Genomic DNA, 17,090 nt, shown 5'->3' with positions numbered 1-17,090 from the left:
ACCGCGGGCTGAAATCGGCCGAACCGCGGACCACCCTTCCATGGTGGTTTAGACCAATGCTTAGACTGGTCGCGCAATGAGCCCGCACGGCTACGTTTCGTCACCACGTCTGGGTTGTCACTACACGTTTGTCCTTTTCACACGCAGGAGGGGCGCGGACATGGCCCGCACCGTCCACCCATCCGACCACGAGCCCCGTTACTCGCAGATCGCCGCACAGTTGCTCGGCGATCTGCGCGACGGGACCATTCCACCCGGCGAGCGCCTGCCGGGAGAAAGGGAGTTGGCCAACCGCTTCGGCGTGAGCCGCGAGACCATACGACAGGCGCTCAACATGCTGCGACGCGGCGGCCTGGTCACCACCGACCGGCGCGGCAGCCACGCGACACTTCCCGGCAGCACGGCCGAGCACATCCCGTCACTGGACTTTCCCCTCGGGGCACACGTCCCGGAGCCGGGCACCGTCCCCCGGACCACGGTGACCTGGGAGGCTCCACCACCGGAGCACGCGCACGCCCTGGGACTCCCCCCGCGGCTGCCGACCCTGGTGCACCGCTACGAGTCGGCCGCAGCGGACGGCAGCGGTCAGCGTACGGCCGTGACGTCCTTCTCCGCCGTCGCGGTGACCGAGGTCGAGGAGCTGGCCCGCTACCGCGACCGGGCCGACGGCACCGCGTCGGCGCAACTGGGGCGCGCCTACGACTGGATGCGCAAGGCGGGCCTGGCCCTGCACCACCGGGACTCCATCACCCAGCTCCCCGAGTCGGTACTGGTCACCCGGCGCGTGCACGACCAGTACGACCGGCCGCTGGAGATCACCGACCTTGTCGTCGACGCCCAACAGGACGCGCTGGTCTACGAGTTCACCCTGCCGGCGGCCGGGTGAGATCCATGGGGCGGCGGAAGTACATGCGTACGGCGGAGCCCGAGGGTCCGAGATCCTCGGCGACGAGGTCGCTCAACTGCCGTACCACCCACATGCCGTGACCACGCACAGCGCGTGCGCCGGGCGGCAGCTGGCCGGGGAACCGCGCGGGCGTCGCGGGACTGCGTGCGCCGTCGTCCACGACCTCGCAGATCACGTAGTCGGGGTCGCTGCGCAGCCGCAGTACCCCTCCCCCGCCGCCGAACCGCACGGCGTTGACCACCGCCTCGTGCACGGCCGCCACCATGTCGTACGTCCGCTGCTCGGGCAGCCCCGAGCGGCGGGCGTAGGCGGCGAGGGCAGCGCGCACGGCCGCTGACCCGCCCCGCCCGAAGGGGATGTCGTCGGCGCCGTCGGGAAGGAGGGCGGCCGGACGGCCCGAGTCGCACTCGGCGTAGAAGTCGGCCGGGTCGGTGTAGTGGGGGCTGGCGACCCAGGTGCGGGCGCCGAGGGACAGTTCGGGGTGGGTGCGGGATGCGGCACGCACGATGTCGGCGGGGACGGTGCGGGTGTCGTAGAGGCACAGGATCCAGTGGCCGGAATCGGCGAACGCGACGTTGAGCAGCGACTCGTAGCGTGTCCACTCCCGTGTCTCGAACTCCGTGCGGTCCCTCCAGACGGGTTCGCCGATGATGCGTACGCGGCGGTCCCTGCCCCGGTCGGCGCAGTAGCTGTGGTACCGCCCCAGGGTTCGGGAGGGGTAGCGGTACCAGTCGTCGGCGTCGACGAACTCGACGTCGTGGGAGAGGGTGCCCAGGGCGTCCTCAAGGAGGGGTGTGTGCCGGCCCTGCGTGACGGCGAGGACGGCCTCGCCCGCCGCCAGCCCGTCTCGGGTGAACGCGAGGGTCCCGTCGAGGAATTCGTCGTCCGAGCCGAAGCACAGTGCCTGGTGGACGAACCCGGTGCGGATCATGGCACGTCTTCTCCTGGTTCCAGCCGCAGCCCGGGAACGCGGTCCCAGCCGGTCACCCGCATCACCCGCCGGACGTGCGGGGCGACGCCGTACAGGACGAGGTTTCCGCCGCCCGCGTGCAGCTCAAGAGCGGAGAAGACCAGCAGGCGCAGTGCGCCGACGTCGACGAAGCACAGATCACGCAGGTCGAGGCGGGCGCGGATGCCGTTCACCGTGCGGGCGCGGGCGCGGGCCGTCTCGTCGTGCAGGGCGCGGGCGACGGCGGTGACGTTCGTGTCGTCGATCTCGCCTGCGAGGGCGAGGCCGGGGGGCGCGAAGGTGCGGGTGATGGAGAGCAGGTCGTCCTGCCAGACGAGGTCCGCGGCGACCCGGCCATGGTGCAGTCCGTCGAGCCGGGCCAAGTCGCCCTCGCCGAAGACCCGTCGGTCGTACTGGCAGATGCCCAGCACCGGAAGGGCGGCGAAGACGGGGTCGAGGAGCAGCTCGCTGTCGTGCAGCATCTTCAGCCCCTTGTCCGCCCCGCCGCACAGCACCTCCATGCTGACGCGCAGGCCGAGGAAGCCGTCACCGACCGCCCGGCGCGCCTCGCGGCGGATCATGTCGTCGAGGTCCCACAGCCCTTCGGGCACGGCCAGATGCGGATCGACCGCTAGCCGTCCGGCGGCGATCTCGTCGTCCACGGCGCAGCCGTGCGCTTCCAGGAAGGACAGGGCCAGGCCCGCCGGGATCTCCGCGGGGGTCAGCACGAGCCCGCGTTGACCGCTGGCCAGTCCGTCGAGGAGGAACGCGGCGAGTACGGTGTCCCGCTCCTCGTCCGTGTCGTAGCCGAGGAGCAGATGGTCTCCGGAACGCATCTGGCCCACGGAACGCAGCGCCGGTACCACTGTCATCCGCCGCACCCCCCAAGGTCGGTGTGCCAGGACGCGCGCTTCTACGCTACGTCGGCAGCGGGTCGCGCGTCAGAGGGTTATCGTGACCGCCATCGGGTCCGGTGAGGGGGAACCATGGCGGGCTCAGTACGCAATGGCAGGATCGGCAATCTGCCCGCCGAGGCCAACGCCTTCATCGGCCGGAGGAGCGAACTCGCCGCCATCTCGGGCTTGTTGGACACCAATCGCCTCCTCACCCTCACGGGCCTCGGAGGCGTCGGCAAGTCAAGGCTCGCGCTGCGGGCCGCGCACACCGGCCTGGCGGATTTTCCAGGTGGTGTGTGGTTCGTCGAGCTTTCGGAGCTGCAGGACCCGGGCCTGCTCACGAACGCCCTGGCGCAGACGACACGGCTGGCCGAGCAGACGCTGCTGCCGCTCCTGGAGGCGCTCTGTGAGCATCTCGCGGGGGCTCCGCCGCTGCTGGTCCTGGACACCTGCGAGCATGTACTCGACGAGTGCGCGCGAGTGGTGCAGGAACTCCTCGCGAAGGTACCGGAGTTGCGTGTGCTGGCCACCAGCCGGCAGCCGCTGGGTGTGCCGGGCGAGCAACTGCTCACGGTGGCGCCGCTGCCGCTCGGTGAACGGGACGACGCGGTGGCGCTGTTCGCGGCGCGCGCTGCCGCGGCCGTGCCGTCGTTCGCGCTCACCGACGCCAACCGGGTGAGCGTGGCCGCCGTGTGCGCCCGTCTCGACGGGATTCCACTGGCCCTGGAGCTGGCGGCCGTGCGGCTGCGCGGCTTCCCCCTCGACCGGCTTCTGGAGGGCTTGGACTCCCGCTTCGAGCTGTTGGTCTCGCCGGCCCGGCCGCGCCTCGCCCGGCACCAGACCCTGCGTACGACGATCGGCTGGAGCCACGAGCTGTGCACCCCGCTGGAGCGGCTGCTGTGGGCCCGGTTGTCGGTGTTCGCCGGCGGCTGGGACGTGGAGGCGGCTGAATTCGTCTGCCACGGCGACCCGTTGGATGCCGAGGAGATCCTCGCGCTGCTCTCGTCGCTCACCGAGAAGTCGATCGTGACCCGCGAGGGCGACGGCGCGGCGGTGCGCTACCGGATGCTCGACACGGTCCGCTCCTTCGGCGCCGAGTGGCTCGCCGGTCTCGACGAGGAGGACGCCGTACGCCTGCGCCACCGGGACTACTTCCGCTGGATCTCGCGGCAGGGCGAGGCCGAGTGGCTCGGTCCCGGGCAGCGGATGTGGGCCGAGCGCCTCACCGTGGAGCACGCGAATCTGCGGCTCGCCGTGGAGGAGTGCATCGCCGCACCCGAGCCGGAAACCGCGCTCGAACTCGCGGGAACCCTCTGGTTCTTCTGGTTCGCCTGCGGCTTCGCCGAGGAAGGTCGCGGCTATCTGGAACGGGCGCTGCGCCGGGAGCACGCCAGGGGCCCGGAGCACACGCTCGCCATCTGGACGCACCGCCTGGTCACCGTCGTCCCGGACGATCTGGATGCGGCGGAGTCCGTGAGCGCCGCGTACGTGTGGCTCGCCGAGGAACGTCGGCTGCCGGTGCCCGCCCTGCCGTTGACCGGCGCGAGCCTGGCCGTGCGCGGGGAGTCCGCCCGCTCGGCCGTGCTGTACGGGAACACCCCGCAGGGGCCGGGAGGTGGCGGCGGCGCGGAGTTCTTCCAGCTGCTGACGCTCGCCGTGCAGGCGTATCTTCTGGCCGGCCAAGGGGCGTTCGAGCGGTGTGCGGCGGTTGCCGAGCGGCTGCGCGCGGACTGTGCGAAACGCGGTGAGCTGTGGATGCGGGCCTGGGGTGACTTCTTCCTCTCGCTCTCCGGGATGGGCCTCGGCCACCCGGACGAGGCGCTGCGCACGGGACGTGAGGCGCTGGCCGCCAAGTGGCGGATGAACGACCGGCTGGGCACCGCGGCGGTCACCGATCTGCTGGTGGCAGCGACGGCCTGCCAGGGCGAACCGGAACTCGCCGCGCGACTGCTCGGCGTCAGCAGACGCCTCTGGTACGCCGCCGGGCTCCCCCGGCTCGGCCACTGCGAGACGACCGTCTTCCGCCGGGAGTACGCACGCCGACTGCGCGCGGAACTCGGCGACACCCGCTTCACCCAAGCCGTGCGCGAGGGCCACGAGCTGGGGCCGGACGCGGCGATGGCACTGGCCCTGGGCGGCACCGGGCTCGGGGAGCCGTGAGGCTACGCGCCTCGCGCCGCTCCCGGGGGCGTCATCCCGGGAGCGGACGGCGGTCACGCACCCGGCCCAAGGCTGCCGGTCCTCACCGCGCGGGCCGGCACCGGTCGGTATCCGTCACCGCGAACCGTCGGCGCCCGTTTACCCGGACCTTGTCGAAGCTTTGCATCTCATCACGCTCGGAGCCGCGGGACGCGATGCACACTTTGAAGATGCGAAGATTATGAGATATGCGCACATTTGCGCTAGGCGAAAATGCAGTCATCGGACCCATTCCAGGAACGCCACACATCGCTTGCGTCGAGGTATGCCAACGACGCACCGCAGGTCGAACGCGCCAACACCACCGACCGCGTCCGGGTCGCTGTCGCCCACGGCCTGCGGCTGCTGCCCTGCAGCCGGGAGCGGCGGACCGCGCACTTCGTGCAGTCGGGCTACGGCGCTCTTGCCGAGAGGCCTGTCGTGATCGGCCATTCCTTCCGTGGGCTTCTCACCCGGAGCCCGCCCTCGCCCGACCCCATCCCGACGTTCGCAGGTCACGTCGACGAACTCTCGAAAGGGAACCTCATGAGCACGTTCACCACCTCTGACGGGACCAGCCTCTACTACAAGGACTGGGGCACCGGTCAGCCCGTCGTCTTCAGCCACGGCTGGCCGCTCGACGCGGACGCGTGGGAAGGGCAGTTGAAGCTGGTCGCCGACAACGGCTTCCGTGCCGTGGCGCACGACCGCCGCGGGCACGGCCGCTCGGAGCAGCCCTGGCAGGGCAACCACATGGACCAGTACGCCGACGACCTGGCCGAACTCATCGAGTCGCTCAATCTCAGCGACGCGATCCTGGTGGGACATTCGACCGGTGGCGGGGAGGTGGCCCGCTACATCAGCCGGCACGGCTCTGGGCGGGTCGCCAAGGCGGTGCTGGTGGGAGCCGTCGCGCCGCTGATGCTGAAGACCGATGCCAACCCGGAGGGCACGCCCATGGAGGTGTTCGACGAGATCCGCGCCGGGGTCGTGGCGGACCGTTCGCAGTTCTTCCAGGATTTCAGCTCGCCGTTCTACGGCTCCAACCGCGAGGGCTCCACGATCTCGCAGGGCAAGCATGACGAGTTCTGGCTCCAGGCCATGCAGGCCGGGCTGAAAGCGGTGTACGCCTGTGTCGAGCAGTTCTCGGAGACCGACTTCACCGAGGACCTGACCCGGATCGACGTGCCGACTCTCGTCGTGCACGCCGACGACGACCAGATCGTGCCGATCGCCGCGTCGGCACTCAAGACAGCCCAGCTCGTCAAGGACGCGACGCTGAAGGTCTGTCCGGGTGGCTCGCACGGCATTGTGGGCGCGTACGAGCAGGCTTTCAACGGTTACCTTCTCGACTTCATCCGCAACTGACCGAACGGCGCGGACTTGTGGACCCGGATGTCTACGCGGGCGTCGGGTCGCCCTTCCGGATGGCGACGACCAGCCGGCACCGCGGGCTGCCGTCCGGCCGCCTTCCGAATTGCGGCAGGGGCTGCAGTTCGACCTCGAAACCGGCCCGCGTCAGTTCCCGGCGCACCTCGTCGAGCCGGAACGCCCGGTAGTACATGACGAACGGCGGCCGCCACACGGCGTTCCGCACCCGCATGGCCGCGTCGAAGCCCAGCAGGGCCCAGTACCAGGGCGAGCTCGGCCGGGGCGGAGCCACGATCGGGAACGCGAAGCGCCCGCCCGGCGTCAGCACGGAGTGAACCTGGGCGAACAGCCCGGGCAGCTCACGCGGCCTGAAGTGGCCGAACGCGCCGAAGCTCACCACCAGGTCGAAAACGGGCGAGAAGGGCAGAGCGCGCGCGTCACCTCGCACCCATGTCACGCAGGGCGCCTGGTCGGCACCCGCACGCTCGCGCCCACCAAGGGCCGCACGAGAAGCATCCGCCCGCTCCCGTCCCACGGCGAGCATCCCCGCGCTGATGTCCACGCCGGTGACGCTCCCTGGGCACAGCTCGCGCAGTACCCGCATTCCCGCGCCGGTTCCGCAGCAGAGGTCGAGCCCGCGGTCGAAGGGGCCGATCCGGTCCAGCGCCGACGCCACGGCGTCGAGGATCGGGTCCGGTGTCCGGAACGGCGTGTGGTCGAACTTCGGCGCGAGCAGGTCGTAGCCGTGCTCGATGGACGAAAGGGCCTGCACGGCCAGTTCGCGGAGGGTGGGGCCTTGCGGGGTGAACATCCAGCTGAGCTTAGGGGCAGCGCACGCCCCGTGCGACGGCTTATGGTCCACTTCATGACTTCGTTCCGCCCCGCTCCCGCCTGGCTGGCCGACGCCGTCTTCTACCAGATCTACCCGCAGTCGTTCGCCGACTCGAACGGCGACGGCATCGGCGACTTCAACGGAATCGCCGAGCGCCTCGACCACCTCGCGTGGCTGGGCGTCAACACCGTCTGGCTCAACCCCTGCTTCGTCTCCCCGTTCAGGGACGCCGGATACGACGTCTCCGACTACCTGAGCGTCGCGCCCCGCTACGGCACGAACGACGACTTCGCCAAGCTGGTCGAGGAAGCGGGCCGCCGCGGTATCCGCGTACTGCTGGATCTCGTGGCCGGTCACACTTCCGACGAGCACCCGTGGTTCACAGCTTCGGCGAACGACCCGGGAGACGACCGGTACATCTGGGTCCCCGATGCCCACCAGGACGGCTTCGTCGTCTCCCCCGGCACCCGCCCCGGCGCGTACCTGCCGAACTTCTTCGCCTTTCAGCCCGCCCTCAACTTCGGTTACGCGCGCACGAATCCGGCAGAGCCGTGGCGTCAGCCGGTCGACGCCGACGGACCGCGAGCCAACCGCGCCGCGCTCCGCTCGATCATGGACCACTGGCTCGGCCTGGGCCTGTCCGGCTTCCGTGTCGACATGGCCGCATCGCTCGTCAAGGACGACCCGGGCAAAGCCGGGACGGCGGGCATCTGGACGGAGCTGCGGCACTGGCTGGACGACGCGCATCCGGAGGCGGTGCTGCTCTCGGAGTGGGGCGAACCGGAAGTGTCCGTTCCCGCCGGCTTCCACACGGACTTCTTCCTTCAGTTCGGCGGCCCGACCGACGGTCGTGCCCTGCGTTCGTTGTGGAGCAACGCGGACGGCACGGTCAACGAGTCCTGGGACCCGCTCGACTGCTTCTTCGACCCGAGCGGCAAGGGCTCGCCCCGCCCGTTCGTCGAGGCCTGGCTGGAGGCGTCAGCCGCCGTGACCGGCCGCGGCTTCATCTCCCTCCCGACCGCCAACCACGACTTCTCGCGCCTCAACTGCGGCCCCCGCTCGGCCGAACAACTCCCCGCAGCCTTCGCCTTCCAGCTCACCTGGCCAACCCTTCCGGCGATCTACTACGGCGACGAGATCGGCATGCGATACGTCCCGGGCCTCCCCGACAAGGAGGGCAGCGTGCTGGGCCCCCGCTACAACCGAGCGGGCTCCCGTACCCCGATGCAGTGGGACAACAGTCCGAACGCCGGCTTCTCCACCGCCCCCGCCGACCACCTCTACCTCCCGCTCGATCCGGCGCCCGGCCGCCCCACGGTCGCCGCACAACGTGCCGACGACACCTCACTGCTCCATTTCGTACGCCGGCTCATCGCTCTGCGCACAGCGTCACCGGAACTCGGCTCCGGCGGCTCGGTGGAAGTCCTGCACGCGGGTTACCCGTTCGTGTACGTACGGGGCGGGCGGTATCTCGTCGTCGTCAATCCGCAGCGTAACGCGGTGAGTTACCCGTACGACGCCCCGGCGGAGCCACGGCCGCTGGAGGTGTCCGGCGTGCGGATCGACGGCAGAACCGTCGTCTCGCAGGGCTTCGCGTACGGGATCTTCGAACTCGGTCGATAGTTCACGACTGGACCCCCGGTTCACGACTGGGGGTCCGTGATTCCGGGGGCGTCGAAGGGGACCGACGTGTGCTGGTGAACGATCTGCCAGCGGTCACCGGCCGCACGGTAGCCAGTGGTGACCCGCGCCGTGGAGTCCAGCGGCACACCGCCGGCCAGTGTGGCCCGCATCCGTACGAGCGCGTGGCTGAACGCGACGCTCTCGTCGACCCTGACGCGGAAGTCGAGCACCTCACGCTCCACCGGCCCGGTCAGCGTCGAGAACCACAGCTCCTCCGCCTTGCGAAGGGCCTCGATCCCGCTCTGCTCCAGACCGCTCACGGGGTGGAAGACCTCGACGTCCGGGGCGTAACAGGCCATCGCCCTGTCGAAGTCGCGCTCGCGGCCGGCCGCGGTGAGCTCCGCGTCGATCCGGCGGATCTCCGCCTCGGCGTCCTCGTCGTCCCAGAAGGCGCGCACCTCCAGGGCACCGACGCTCGCCACCGGATGCTTGGCGGCTGCCTCCACGGCCTCCTCCAGGGTGTCGCATTCGAGGATGTCGTATCCGGCGATGTATTCCTTCGTCGCGGCGAACGGCCCGTCGGTGCGCAGCACTTCGCCGTCCCGTACCCGGACGGTGACCGCGTCCGCGGGGAGCCGTAGCCGGTGTCCGTGCAGCCGTACGCCGCGCTCGACGCCCAGCTCCTCGACCCAGGGTTCGACGGGCGCCATACCGGAGGCGTCCGCGGTGTCGTCACCACAGACCAGCAGCATGTACTTCATGGGTTCCTCCCGGTGATCATGAACTTCCTGCACCCCACCGACGAACGGCCGCCGCCGAACAGACACCCTTCCAGGTTCGCGTGTGTACGACCGGACACATCCGGCCGTATTCCCACGGCTCCCCGGCCACGCACGATTGGATGTCCCCATGACCGAGACGGCCGACCGGCACGAGCACGAGCACGAGCAGGCGCGGATGATGCGGGCCAACCAGGCCAACTGGGACGCGCGCACCCCCATCCACCTCGCCAGCCGCTTCTACGGGCTGCACGAGAATCTCGATCCGGCCCGCTGGTTCGCCGCCTTCGAGTGGGAGGACCTCGGCGAACTGGCCGGCCTTGACGTGATCCACCTCCAATGCCATCTCGGCACCGAGACGATCGCCTTCGCCGAACGCGGCGCCCGCGCCGTCGGGCTCGACATCTCCGAGGCATCCGTGGCGGCCGCGGCGGACATCGCGGCACGGGCGGGCGCCGACGTCGCGTATGTACAGGCCAACGTGTACGACGCCGTCGAGGCCCTGGGAGAGCGGCGGTTCGACGTCGTGTACACCGGAAAGGGCGCGCTGTGCTATCTGCCCGACCTGGACCGCTGGGCCACCACCGTCGTCCAACTCCTGCGCCCCCAGGGGCGGTTGTACATCGCCGAGTTCCATCCCCTGCTCAACTCGCTGGGGCCCAAGCCGGCCGAGGGCGAGGGCGGTGAACTGCTCCTGCGGCACGACTACCTGGGCGGCCGGGACGCCGTTCACCGGGACGCGACGTACACCTACACGGACGGTCCGGCCGTGCACGGGGCCACCGACAGCTACGAGTGGATGCACGGACTGGGCGACGTCATCAACGCGCTGATCGGAGCGGGCCTGCGGATCCGGCGGCTGCGGGAGAGCGACGAACTTCCCTGGCCCCGGTGGCCGCAGATGACCCCTACCCCGTCCGGGTGGTGGCGGCTGCCGGAGTCCGAACCGCGTATCCCGCTGCTGTACGGCCTGCTCGCGGGCCACTGAGACTCACATCACAGCCGAGCCCGGGCCCGAGGTGCTAGAGTGCGAACAGCATTCGTGTACGCCCCGTCTCGGGCACCGGTGCTTGTTCCACTTCTTCTCGCTGACACGCCCGTCGCATTCCGACCGGCGGAACAGCTTTCCAGCACATCACCTCCTGAGCACGGCCACAGGCAGATCCTGCCGTCCGCCGTACCCGAGGTGCTGTCTCCTCGCCGCACGGAGGCGTGAGCACGCCGCCTCCCCCCGGCACATCCCCCTCCCTTCCTCATGACCTCATGAACCCGTCCTCGAAAGGACACCCCACCATGACCACCACACTCGAACCTCCCGTACGGCAGAAGCAGCTCCCGGCGCACGCCAACGGTGTCCTGGACATCGCGAACAACGGGCAGGGGTACCTGCGCGCCGCCACCAGCTGCCTGCCCACGCCGGCCGACGTCCAGGTCTCCGCCGCGCTGATCCGCCGTTACGGCCTGCGCAAGGGCGACACCGTCCAAGGCGTACGCGGCGGGCCCCGCGCGCTCGCCGAGGTGGAGCGGATCAACGGGCGTACGCCCGAAGAGCTGCGCCGCCGCCCGCACTTCCATGACCTCACCCCGCTGCATCCGCGTGACCGGCTCCGCCTGGAGCACCCGGCGAGCGGCCTGGCCGGCCGCGTCGTCGACCTGGTCGCACCGGTCGGCAAGGGCCAGCGCGGACTGCTCGTCGCCCCGCCCAAGACCGGCAAGACGGTACTGCTCCAGCAACTCGCCGCGGCCATCGCGGGCAACCACCCCGAGATCCACCTGATGGTGCTGCTGCTCGACGAGCGACCGGAGGAAGTGACCGACATGCGGCGCTCCGTCCGGGGCGAGGTCTTCGCCTCGACCTTCGACCAGACGCCGAAGCACCACATCGCCCTCGCCGAACTCGTCATCGAGCGCGCCAAGCGGCTCGTCGAGCAGGGCGAGGACGTCGTCATCCTGATGGACTCGCTCACCCGGCTGTGCCGGGCGCACAACAACGCGGCCGCCTCCGGTGGCCGCACCCTCAGCGGCGGCGTCGACGCGGCCGCGGTGCACGGACCCAAGCGGTTCTTCGGCGCCGCACGCCTCGCCGAGGAAGGCGGTTCCCTCACCATCCTCGCCACCGCCCTGGTGGAGACCGGCTCCCGTGCCGACGACTACTTCTTCGAGGAGCTCAAGAGCACCGGCAACATGGAGCTCCGCCTCGACCGCACCCTGGCCTCCAGGCGGGTGTTCCCGGCCGTCGACATCACTCCCTCCGGCACCCGGCGCGAGGAACTCCTCGTACCTGCCGCCGAGTTGGGCACCGTACGAGGACTGCGCCGCGCCCTGCAGACACGGGACGGCCAGGCCGGCCTGGAGACCCTCCTGGAGCGGATGCGCGCCACCCCGGACAACGCGGCCTTCCTCCGCCAGGTCCACCCGACGCTGCCCTCCTGACCTTTCCCACGTGCGGCATCCGGGTGCTCGATCCCGCCGCTGTGGCCCGGCAGCCCGCCGCGAGGCATGCCGGTTCCTACTTTTGCGGTATGACCATCGGGTTCTCCTCGCGCGCCGCCGTCTATTGTTCCGCCGTCTGTGCGGTCGGGGCCCTGGCCCTGGCGCCCAGCGCCGCGGCTCTCGCACCGAGTGCGGCAGCCGCCAGAGCCGGCACGGACCCGGGGACACCCGGAGCCTCGGCCTCGCTGCCGCCGCTGCACCGGGCCGGAACGCAGGTACGGCCGCGGTCCGGAGCGCCCGAGATCCCCCACGACGTCTCCGCACTCTCGTGGCTGGTGGCCGACGCCCGCACGGGCAAGGTGCTCGCCGCCCACAACGCGCACCGCAGACTGCCGCCCGCCAGCACCTTGAAGACCCTCTTCGCCCTCACGGTGCTCCCGGTGCTGCCCGGCGGCATCCGGCACACCGTCACCGAGAAGGAACTGCGGGGCATCGGCGACGGCAGCAGCCTGGTGGGCGTCGCGGAGGGGCGCACCTACCGGGTGGCGGACCTGTGGCGCGGTGTCTTCCTGAACTCAGGGAACGACGCCGTCCACGTACTGGCCGCGATGAACGGCGGCTGGCGCACCACGGCCGCCCACATGCAGGCCAAGGCACGGGCTCTGGGCGCCCTCGACACGCACGTCCGCTCCCCCGACGGATACGACGCGCCGGGGCAGGTCTCGTCGGCGTACGACCTCGCGGTGTTCGGCCGGGCCGGGCTGCGCAACGCCGAGTTCGCACGGTACTGCTCCACCGCCGAGGCCACGTTCCCCGGCGGGGGCGGCTGGTCGTACAAGATCGAGAACACCAACCGGCTGTTGACCGGCGCCGACGGGGTGGAGCCGTACCCGGGCCTGGTCGGCGTCAAGAACGGCTCCACCAGCAACGCGGGCAGCACACTCGTGGCCGCCGCCCGCCGGGGCGGGCACACCGTGATCGTCACGGTGATGAACCCTCAGGAGGGCGGCGGGTTCGCGGTGTACGAGGAGGCCCGCTCGCTGCTGGACTGGGGTTTCCAGGCCTCCGGGCGCGTCGATCCCGTCGGCTCGCTCCTCGACACGCGTCCCGTGCCGACGGCAGGACCGGCCGCCCTACCGGCCGCGCTGCCCACGGCCGACGGACCCGACTGGCCTGCGGCTGCCGCCGCGATCGCGGGCGCGGCCTGTCTGGGCGCGGGAAGCGTGGCCCTGGCCCTGCGGACCAGAGGCGGACGGCCGGCGCCCGGCTGACCGACCGGCAGCCACAGCAGCAGGCCGAGCGTGATCCACGTATAGGCGTTGCTCCCGACGAAGCCGTCGAGGCCGGACGCGTCGTGGAACCACAGCCACACCAGGCTGCTGCACAGGATCGCGTACAGGATTCCCGCGACCCGCACTCGGCGCCTGCGCAACAGTACGGCGAAGGACGGCAGCAGCCAGACGAGGTGGTGCACCCAGGTGATCGGGCTGACGAGGCAGGCGGTGAGGCCGGTGAGGGCGAACGCGGCGATCCAGTCCTCGTCGGCCACGGCTCGCGAGGTCCGCCGGGCCCATACCCACAGGACCAGCACGGCGGCCGCCGCCCAGAGCGCCTTGCTCGGTTCGCCCGGTGCCGCGAGCCGCGCCAGGACGCCCTGCAAGGACTGGTTGGAGACATAGTCGAGGCGTCCGATGCGGTCCGTGTCCCACAGGGCGTGGGTCCAGTAGAAGCGCGAGGCGTCCGGCGCCACCCAGGCCGCCAGGGCGGTGGCCGCCGCGGCGACGGCTGTGGCGACCCCGGCCGCGCGCCGGCGACCGGCGAGCAGCAGCATGCCGATGAAGATCGCGGGGGTGAGCTTGATGGCGGCGGCGAGGCCGATACCGACGCCCGCCCTGCGGCCCCGGCCGGTGGCCAGCAGCCAGGCGTCGCTCAGGACGAGGGCCAAGAGCAGGAGGTTCACCTGGCCGAAGCTGAAAGTGTCGCGGACCGGTTCGAACAGGGCGAGCAGGCAGGCCGCCATGGCGAAGCCGAACCAGCCGTACCGGCGCAGCGCGGGCCCGACCAGGATCCACACCACGGCGGCGAGCGCGACCAGGTTCAGCAGCAGCCCGATGGCGATCGCGGTGTGCAGTCCGATCAGCGCCATCGGCAGCATGCTGAGGGCCGCGAACGGCGGATAGGTGAAGCCGTACGTCGTCCCGGGCAGCAGGTAGTCGTAGATCCGGCCGTCGTGGTGCACCCAGGCGTCGATGGTCCCGTAGTAGACGCGCAGGTCGAACCAGTCGCGCAGCAGGGGCACGGTGGCGGTGAACGCGATGACGGCGGCGGCGAGTCCCAGCACCAGGAACAGGCGCCCCCGGTCCGTGCGGGGAAGCCGGAAGGAGACCTGGGGAAGTCCGCGGGTCATACGGGGAAATCCGGGGAAGGTGCGGGGGCGTTTCATGCGGTGCGCTCCAGTACCGGCGCCTGCGCCGCTTGATGGGCCTGCCAGAGCACGACGAGGGCGAGCAGTCCGCCGGAGACGGCCAGGACCACCTGTTGGGCGTCCGGCGCGTATCCGCTGGGCAGCACGGCGAGGGCGAGTACTCCGCTCGCGGCTGCGACCCGGTGGCGCACCGAGCCGTTGGGCGCCGCGGCGGCGATGAGGAACAGCCCCCACAGCGCGTACCAGGGCCTGATCGCCGGGCCGAACGCGGCGACGGCGGCCAGGCTCAGGCCGAGTGCGTAGATCGGTCCGGGCCGCAAGCGCAGCCATATGAAGAGGACGATGGCCGCGGTCAGCACGAGTCCGGCGGTGTGCCAGGCCGGGATGGCCAAGGGGGCGAAGCCGCTGCCGAGTTTCTCGAGCACAGTGCCGGTGGCCCGGCCGAGCAGACTGGTGAGCGACCAGTTCTGCGGGGACACGGGGGTCTTCAGAGCTGCGATCCAGCCGTAGCCCGTACCTGTCACGGCGGTCACCCCGGCCGTGGTGGCGAGGGCACCGAAGGCGGTGGTCAGGACGGACGGCACCAGCCCCCGCCGCCCGCGCAGCGCGATCACCGCCAGCAGGCCGAGCGCGGCGGGTGCCTTGACCAGCGCCGCGAGGGTGATGAGGACGACGCCCAGGACGGGCCACCGGCCGCGTGCGGCCACCAGTCCGACGCCGAGCAGTCCGAGCATGATGGCGTCGTTGTGCGCGCCGGCCACCAAGTGCAGCAGGACAAGGGGGTTGAGGGCGCCGAGCCAGAGCGCGGCGGCCGGATCCGCTCCGCTGTGCCGGGCGAGCCGGGGCAGCGCCGCGGCCATCAGTGCGACGCCGAGCAGGGCGACCAGGCGCATGCCGAGCAGTCCGGCGGGGATCTCCCCGCGGGTGAGTGCGGACAACGCGGAGGCGACCGCGAGGAAGACCGGGCCGTACGGCGTCGTGGTCTGTTGCCACACCGGCGCCACCTCGTCGGCGAGCGGACCGCCGAGCTGGGCGGGTCCGTGCGCGTACACGTCGATGTGCGCGTCGACCATCGCGCCCTGCGCGAGATAGCTGTACACGTCCCGGCTGAACAGCGGCGGCGCGAGCAGCAGCGGCGCCGCCCACACGACCAGAACGAGCAGCAGGGAGCGCGGAGTCGGCGGTTCGGGACCGCGTACGACGGTGCCGAGGAGCGCCCACGCCGCTATCAGCAGGACGACGCCGAAGTACACGCCGACCAGGCCGAGTACGGCCTCGGCGGACTCGGGGGCGAGGAACTCCCGCACAGGCAGGGCCCCGGCCGTCTCACCGCCCAGAGCGAGAAAGGCGGAGCCGGCCAGACCGAGGGCCTGACAGCGGCGGAGATCGACGGGAAAAGCCATGGCCAACACTCGGAAAGCGTGTCAACGCCGGGTGGCCGTAAAGCGACGTACTTCCCTCCGTACGGGGGCCTGCGCGTGACCTCCGTGTGAGATCCGTGCGAGATCCGTGCGACGGGGGCCTGTTAACCGCCGCGGACAACCCTCCCGGCGATGTCGGATCAGAACACGGACACCCCTGTCAGCGTCGTGAAACGGTCGAGAGCCGCGACGCCCGCCACCGAGTTCCCTCGCTGGTCGAGGCCCGGACTCCACACACACAACGTGCACCGTCCCGGCACCACCGCGATGATCCCGCCGCCGACGCCGCTCTTGCCCGGCAGCCCCACGCGGTAGGCGAATTCGCCGGCCGCGTCATAGGTGCCGCATGTGAGCATCACCGCGTTGACCTGTTTGGACTGGCTCTGGGTGAGCAGCCGGGAACCGTCGGACCGGATGCCGTGCCGGGCCAGGAATCCGGCTGCCAGCGCCAGATCGGCACAGGATGCCTCGATCGAGCACTGCCGGAAGTACTGCTCAAGGAGCACCGGAACAGGGTTGTCGATATTGCCGTAGGACGCCATGAAGTGGCCGAGAGCGGCGTTGCGGTCGCCGTGCGCGGCCTCGGAGGCGGCGACGTCCTTGTCGAAGGTGAGGTTCGGGTTGCCGCTCTCGGCGCGCAGGAACGAGAGCAGGGTCCCCGCCGCGTCTCCGGTCTGGGTCTGCAGCCGGTCGGTGACGACGAGGGCGCCCGCGTTGATGAACGGGTTGCGCGGGATGCCGTTCTCGTACTCCAGCTGCACAAGGGAGTTGAAGGCGTTGCCGGAGGGCTCGCGGCCGACGTGCTCCCACAACTCGTCGCCCTCACGGGCCAGATCGAGGGCGAGGGTGAAGACCTTGGTGATGGACTGCGTGGAGAAGGGTTGGCGCCAGTCGCCCACGCCGTACACCGTGCCGTCGAGTTCGGCGACGGCCATGCCGAAGCGGCGGGGGTCGCAGGCGGCGAGCGCCGGGATGTAGTCGGCGGGCCGACCACGCCCGGGGGTCTGCGCGATCTCGACGGCGATGCGTTCCAGGACCGGCTGAAAGGTCAACGACGGGGACATGATCACCATCATGCCGCCCGGCCGGCCCCGGTGCCCACCGGCTCAGAGCGCCTGTGACACGGCCTGGAGGCGGCCTACGGGGTGCCGCTGCCTGCCGGTGCCTCCTGGCGGAGCGGTGCCGCGAAGGCTTCGGTCGGCAACAGGCGCTTCCCCAGGGCGAGTTCGGCACGTCCGGGGCCGGTGGTGGTCTACGTCCGGCATCACGACGTACG

General features: G+C 70.9%; 13 protein-coding genes and 1 pseudogene. 7 read left to right on the top strand and 7 right to left on the bottom strand.

Going from position 1 to position 17,090, the window contains the following annotated elements; translation table 11 throughout:
* Positions 1–160: 160 nt before the first annotated feature.
* The gene (locus tag ACFYPC_RS24065) at positions 161–886 is read left to right on the top strand and encodes a GntR family transcriptional regulator (RefSeq protein WP_388679702.1); all 726 of its coding nucleotides are present in this window, start codon (positions 161–163) and stop codon (positions 884–886) included.
* Here ACFYPC_RS24065 and ACFYPC_RS24060 read toward each other — a convergent pair.
* Together ACFYPC_RS24060 and ACFYPC_RS24055 are read right to left on the bottom strand one after the other, a co-directional pair.
* On the bottom strand, positions 864–1,838 hold the full coding sequence (locus ACFYPC_RS24060) for an anti-sigma factor RsbA family regulatory protein (RefSeq protein WP_388679699.1): 975 nt from the start codon (positions 1,836–1,838) through the stop codon (positions 864–866). The genes ACFYPC_RS24065 and ACFYPC_RS24060 overlap by 23 nt on opposite strands.
* Positions 1,835–2,728 (bottom strand): MEDS domain-containing protein, encoded by an 894-nt coding sequence (locus ACFYPC_RS24055; RefSeq protein WP_388679697.1) that lies wholly within the window; start codon positions 2,726–2,728, stop codon positions 1,835–1,837. The genes ACFYPC_RS24060 and ACFYPC_RS24055 overlap by 4 nt, the downstream gene beginning before the upstream one ends.
* A gap of 114 nt (positions 2,729–2,842) precedes the next feature.
* Here ACFYPC_RS24055 and ACFYPC_RS24050 point away from each other — a divergent pair, with 114 nt between their 5' ends.
* Both ACFYPC_RS24050 and ACFYPC_RS24045 read left to right on the top strand, forming a co-directional pair.
* Positions 2,843–4,912 (top strand): ATP-binding protein, encoded by a 2,070-nt coding sequence (locus tag ACFYPC_RS24050; protein ID WP_388679694.1) that lies wholly within the window; start codon positions 2,843–2,845, stop codon positions 4,910–4,912.
* A 564-nt stretch (positions 4,913–5,476) separates the two neighbouring features.
* A complete protein-coding gene (locus tag ACFYPC_RS24045) occupies positions 5,477–6,298 on the top strand; it encodes an alpha/beta fold hydrolase (RefSeq protein ID WP_388680074.1) in 822 nt (273 codons plus the stop codon).
* Positions 6,299–6,329: 31 nt separating this feature from the next.
* Here the strand turns inward: ACFYPC_RS24045 and ACFYPC_RS24040 are convergent, their stop codons facing one another.
* Entirely contained in the window at positions 6,330–7,112 is a 783-nt protein-coding gene (locus ACFYPC_RS24040) for a methyltransferase domain-containing protein (RefSeq protein WP_388679692.1), read from the bottom strand.
* 54 nt (positions 7,113–7,166) lie between these two features.
* On the opposite strand from ACFYPC_RS24040, the gene ACFYPC_RS24035 reads away from it, so the two are divergent.
* Positions 7,167–8,756 carry an alpha-amylase family glycosyl hydrolase gene (locus ACFYPC_RS24035; protein WP_388679690.1) on the top strand — a complete coding sequence of 530 codons (1,590 nt, stop codon included), beginning with the start codon at positions 7,167–7,169 and terminating at the stop codon, positions 8,754–8,756.
* A 20-nt stretch (positions 8,757–8,776) separates the two neighbouring features.
* Here the strand turns inward: ACFYPC_RS24035 and ACFYPC_RS24030 are convergent, their stop codons facing one another.
* Positions 8,777–9,517, bottom strand: a complete 741-nt coding sequence (locus ACFYPC_RS24030; protein ID WP_388679687.1) for a nuclear transport factor 2 family protein — start codon at positions 9,515–9,517, stop codon at positions 8,777–8,779.
* A 148-nt stretch (positions 9,518–9,665) separates the two neighbouring features.
* On the opposite strand from ACFYPC_RS24030, the gene ACFYPC_RS24025 reads away from it, so the two are divergent.
* From ACFYPC_RS24025 to ACFYPC_RS24015, 3 genes and pseudogenes are all read left to right on the top strand, one after another.
* Positions 9,666–10,523: a class I SAM-dependent methyltransferase gene (locus ACFYPC_RS24025; protein ID WP_388679685.1), complete on the top strand. Its 858-nt coding sequence runs from the start codon at positions 9,666–9,668 to the stop codon at positions 10,521–10,523.
* Between the two features lie 305 nt (positions 10,524–10,828).
* Positions 10,829–11,968, top strand: a complete 1,140-nt coding sequence (rho, locus tag ACFYPC_RS24020; RefSeq protein ID WP_388679682.1) for a transcription termination factor Rho — start codon at positions 10,829–10,831, stop codon at positions 11,966–11,968.
* 89 nt (positions 11,969–12,057) lie between these two features.
* Positions 12,058–12,954, top strand: a pseudogene (locus tag ACFYPC_RS24015) (D-alanyl-D-alanine carboxypeptidase family protein); the annotation flags it as partial.
* Between the two features lie 11 nt (positions 12,955–12,965).
* Here the strand turns inward: ACFYPC_RS24015 and ACFYPC_RS24010 are convergent.
* The 3 genes from ACFYPC_RS24010 to ACFYPC_RS24000 form a co-directional block, all read right to left on the bottom strand.
* Positions 12,966–14,375 carry a glycosyltransferase 87 family protein gene (locus ACFYPC_RS24010; RefSeq protein ID WP_388680071.1) on the bottom strand — a complete coding sequence of 470 codons (1,410 nt, stop codon included), beginning with the start codon at positions 14,373–14,375 and terminating at the stop codon, positions 12,966–12,968.
* A 32-nt stretch (positions 14,376–14,407) separates the two neighbouring features.
* The gene (gene mptB, locus ACFYPC_RS24005) at positions 14,408–15,796 is read right to left on the bottom strand and encodes a polyprenol phosphomannose-dependent alpha 1,6 mannosyltransferase MptB (RefSeq protein ID WP_388679679.1); all 1,389 of its coding nucleotides are present in this window, start codon (positions 15,794–15,796) and stop codon (positions 14,408–14,410) included.
* A 158-nt stretch (positions 15,797–15,954) separates the two neighbouring features.
* A complete protein-coding gene (locus ACFYPC_RS24000; protein ID WP_388680069.1) occupies positions 15,955–16,887 on the bottom strand; it encodes a glutaminase in 933 nt (310 codons plus the stop codon).
* Positions 16,888–17,090 lie beyond the last annotated feature (203 nt).

Source organism: Streptomyces sp. NPDC005808, assembly GCF_042871385.1.
Taxonomy (GTDB): Bacteria; Actinomycetota; Actinomycetes; order Streptomycetales; family Streptomycetaceae; genus Streptomyces.
The sequence above is the reverse complement of the archived record's forward strand: the minus strand, read 5'-3'. Positions and strand labels throughout refer to the sequence as shown.

What these genes read in the sequence shown, in the direction of transcription:
- ACFYPC_RS24065 (WP_388679702.1), top strand. Translation starts at nt 161, where the DNA reads ATGGCCCGCACCGTCCACCCATCCGACCACGAGCCCCGTTACTCGCAG.
- ACFYPC_RS24060 (WP_388679699.1), bottom strand. Translation starts at nt 1,838, where the DNA reads ATGATCCGCACCGGGTTCGTCCACCAGGCACTGTGCTTCGGCTCGGAC.
- ACFYPC_RS24055 (WP_388679697.1), bottom strand. Translation starts at nt 2,728, where the DNA reads ATGACAGTGGTACCGGCGCTGCGTTCCGTGGGCCAGATGCGTTCCGGA.
- ACFYPC_RS24050 (WP_388679694.1), top strand. Translation starts at nt 2,843, where the DNA reads ATGGCGGGCTCAGTACGCAATGGCAGGATCGGCAATCTGCCCGCCGAG.
- ACFYPC_RS24045 (WP_388680074.1), top strand. Translation starts at nt 5,477, where the DNA reads ATGAGCACGTTCACCACCTCTGACGGGACCAGCCTCTACTACAAGGAC.
- ACFYPC_RS24040 (WP_388679692.1), bottom strand. Translation starts at nt 7,112, where the DNA reads ATGTTCACCCCGCAAGGCCCCACCCTCCGCGAACTGGCCGTGCAGGCC.
- ACFYPC_RS24035 (WP_388679690.1), top strand. Translation starts at nt 7,167, where the DNA reads ATGACTTCGTTCCGCCCCGCTCCCGCCTGGCTGGCCGACGCCGTCTTC.
- ACFYPC_RS24030 (WP_388679687.1), bottom strand. Translation starts at nt 9,517, where the DNA reads ATGAAGTACATGCTGCTGGTCTGTGGTGACGACACCGCGGACGCCTCC.
- ACFYPC_RS24025 (WP_388679685.1), top strand. Translation starts at nt 9,666, where the DNA reads ATGACCGAGACGGCCGACCGGCACGAGCACGAGCACGAGCAGGCGCGG.
- rho (WP_388679682.1), top strand. Translation starts at nt 10,829, where the DNA reads ATGACCACCACACTCGAACCTCCCGTACGGCAGAAGCAGCTCCCGGCG.
- ACFYPC_RS24010 (WP_388680071.1), bottom strand. Translation starts at nt 14,375, where the DNA reads ATGACCCGCGGACTTCCCCAGGTCTCCTTCCGGCTTCCCCGCACGGAC.
- mptB (WP_388679679.1), bottom strand. Translation starts at nt 15,796, where the DNA reads ATGGCTTTTCCCGTCGATCTCCGCCGCTGTCAGGCCCTCGGTCTGGCC.
- ACFYPC_RS24000 (WP_388680069.1), bottom strand. Translation starts at nt 16,887, where the DNA reads ATGGTGATCATGTCCCCGTCGTTGACCTTTCAGCCGGTCCTGGAACGC.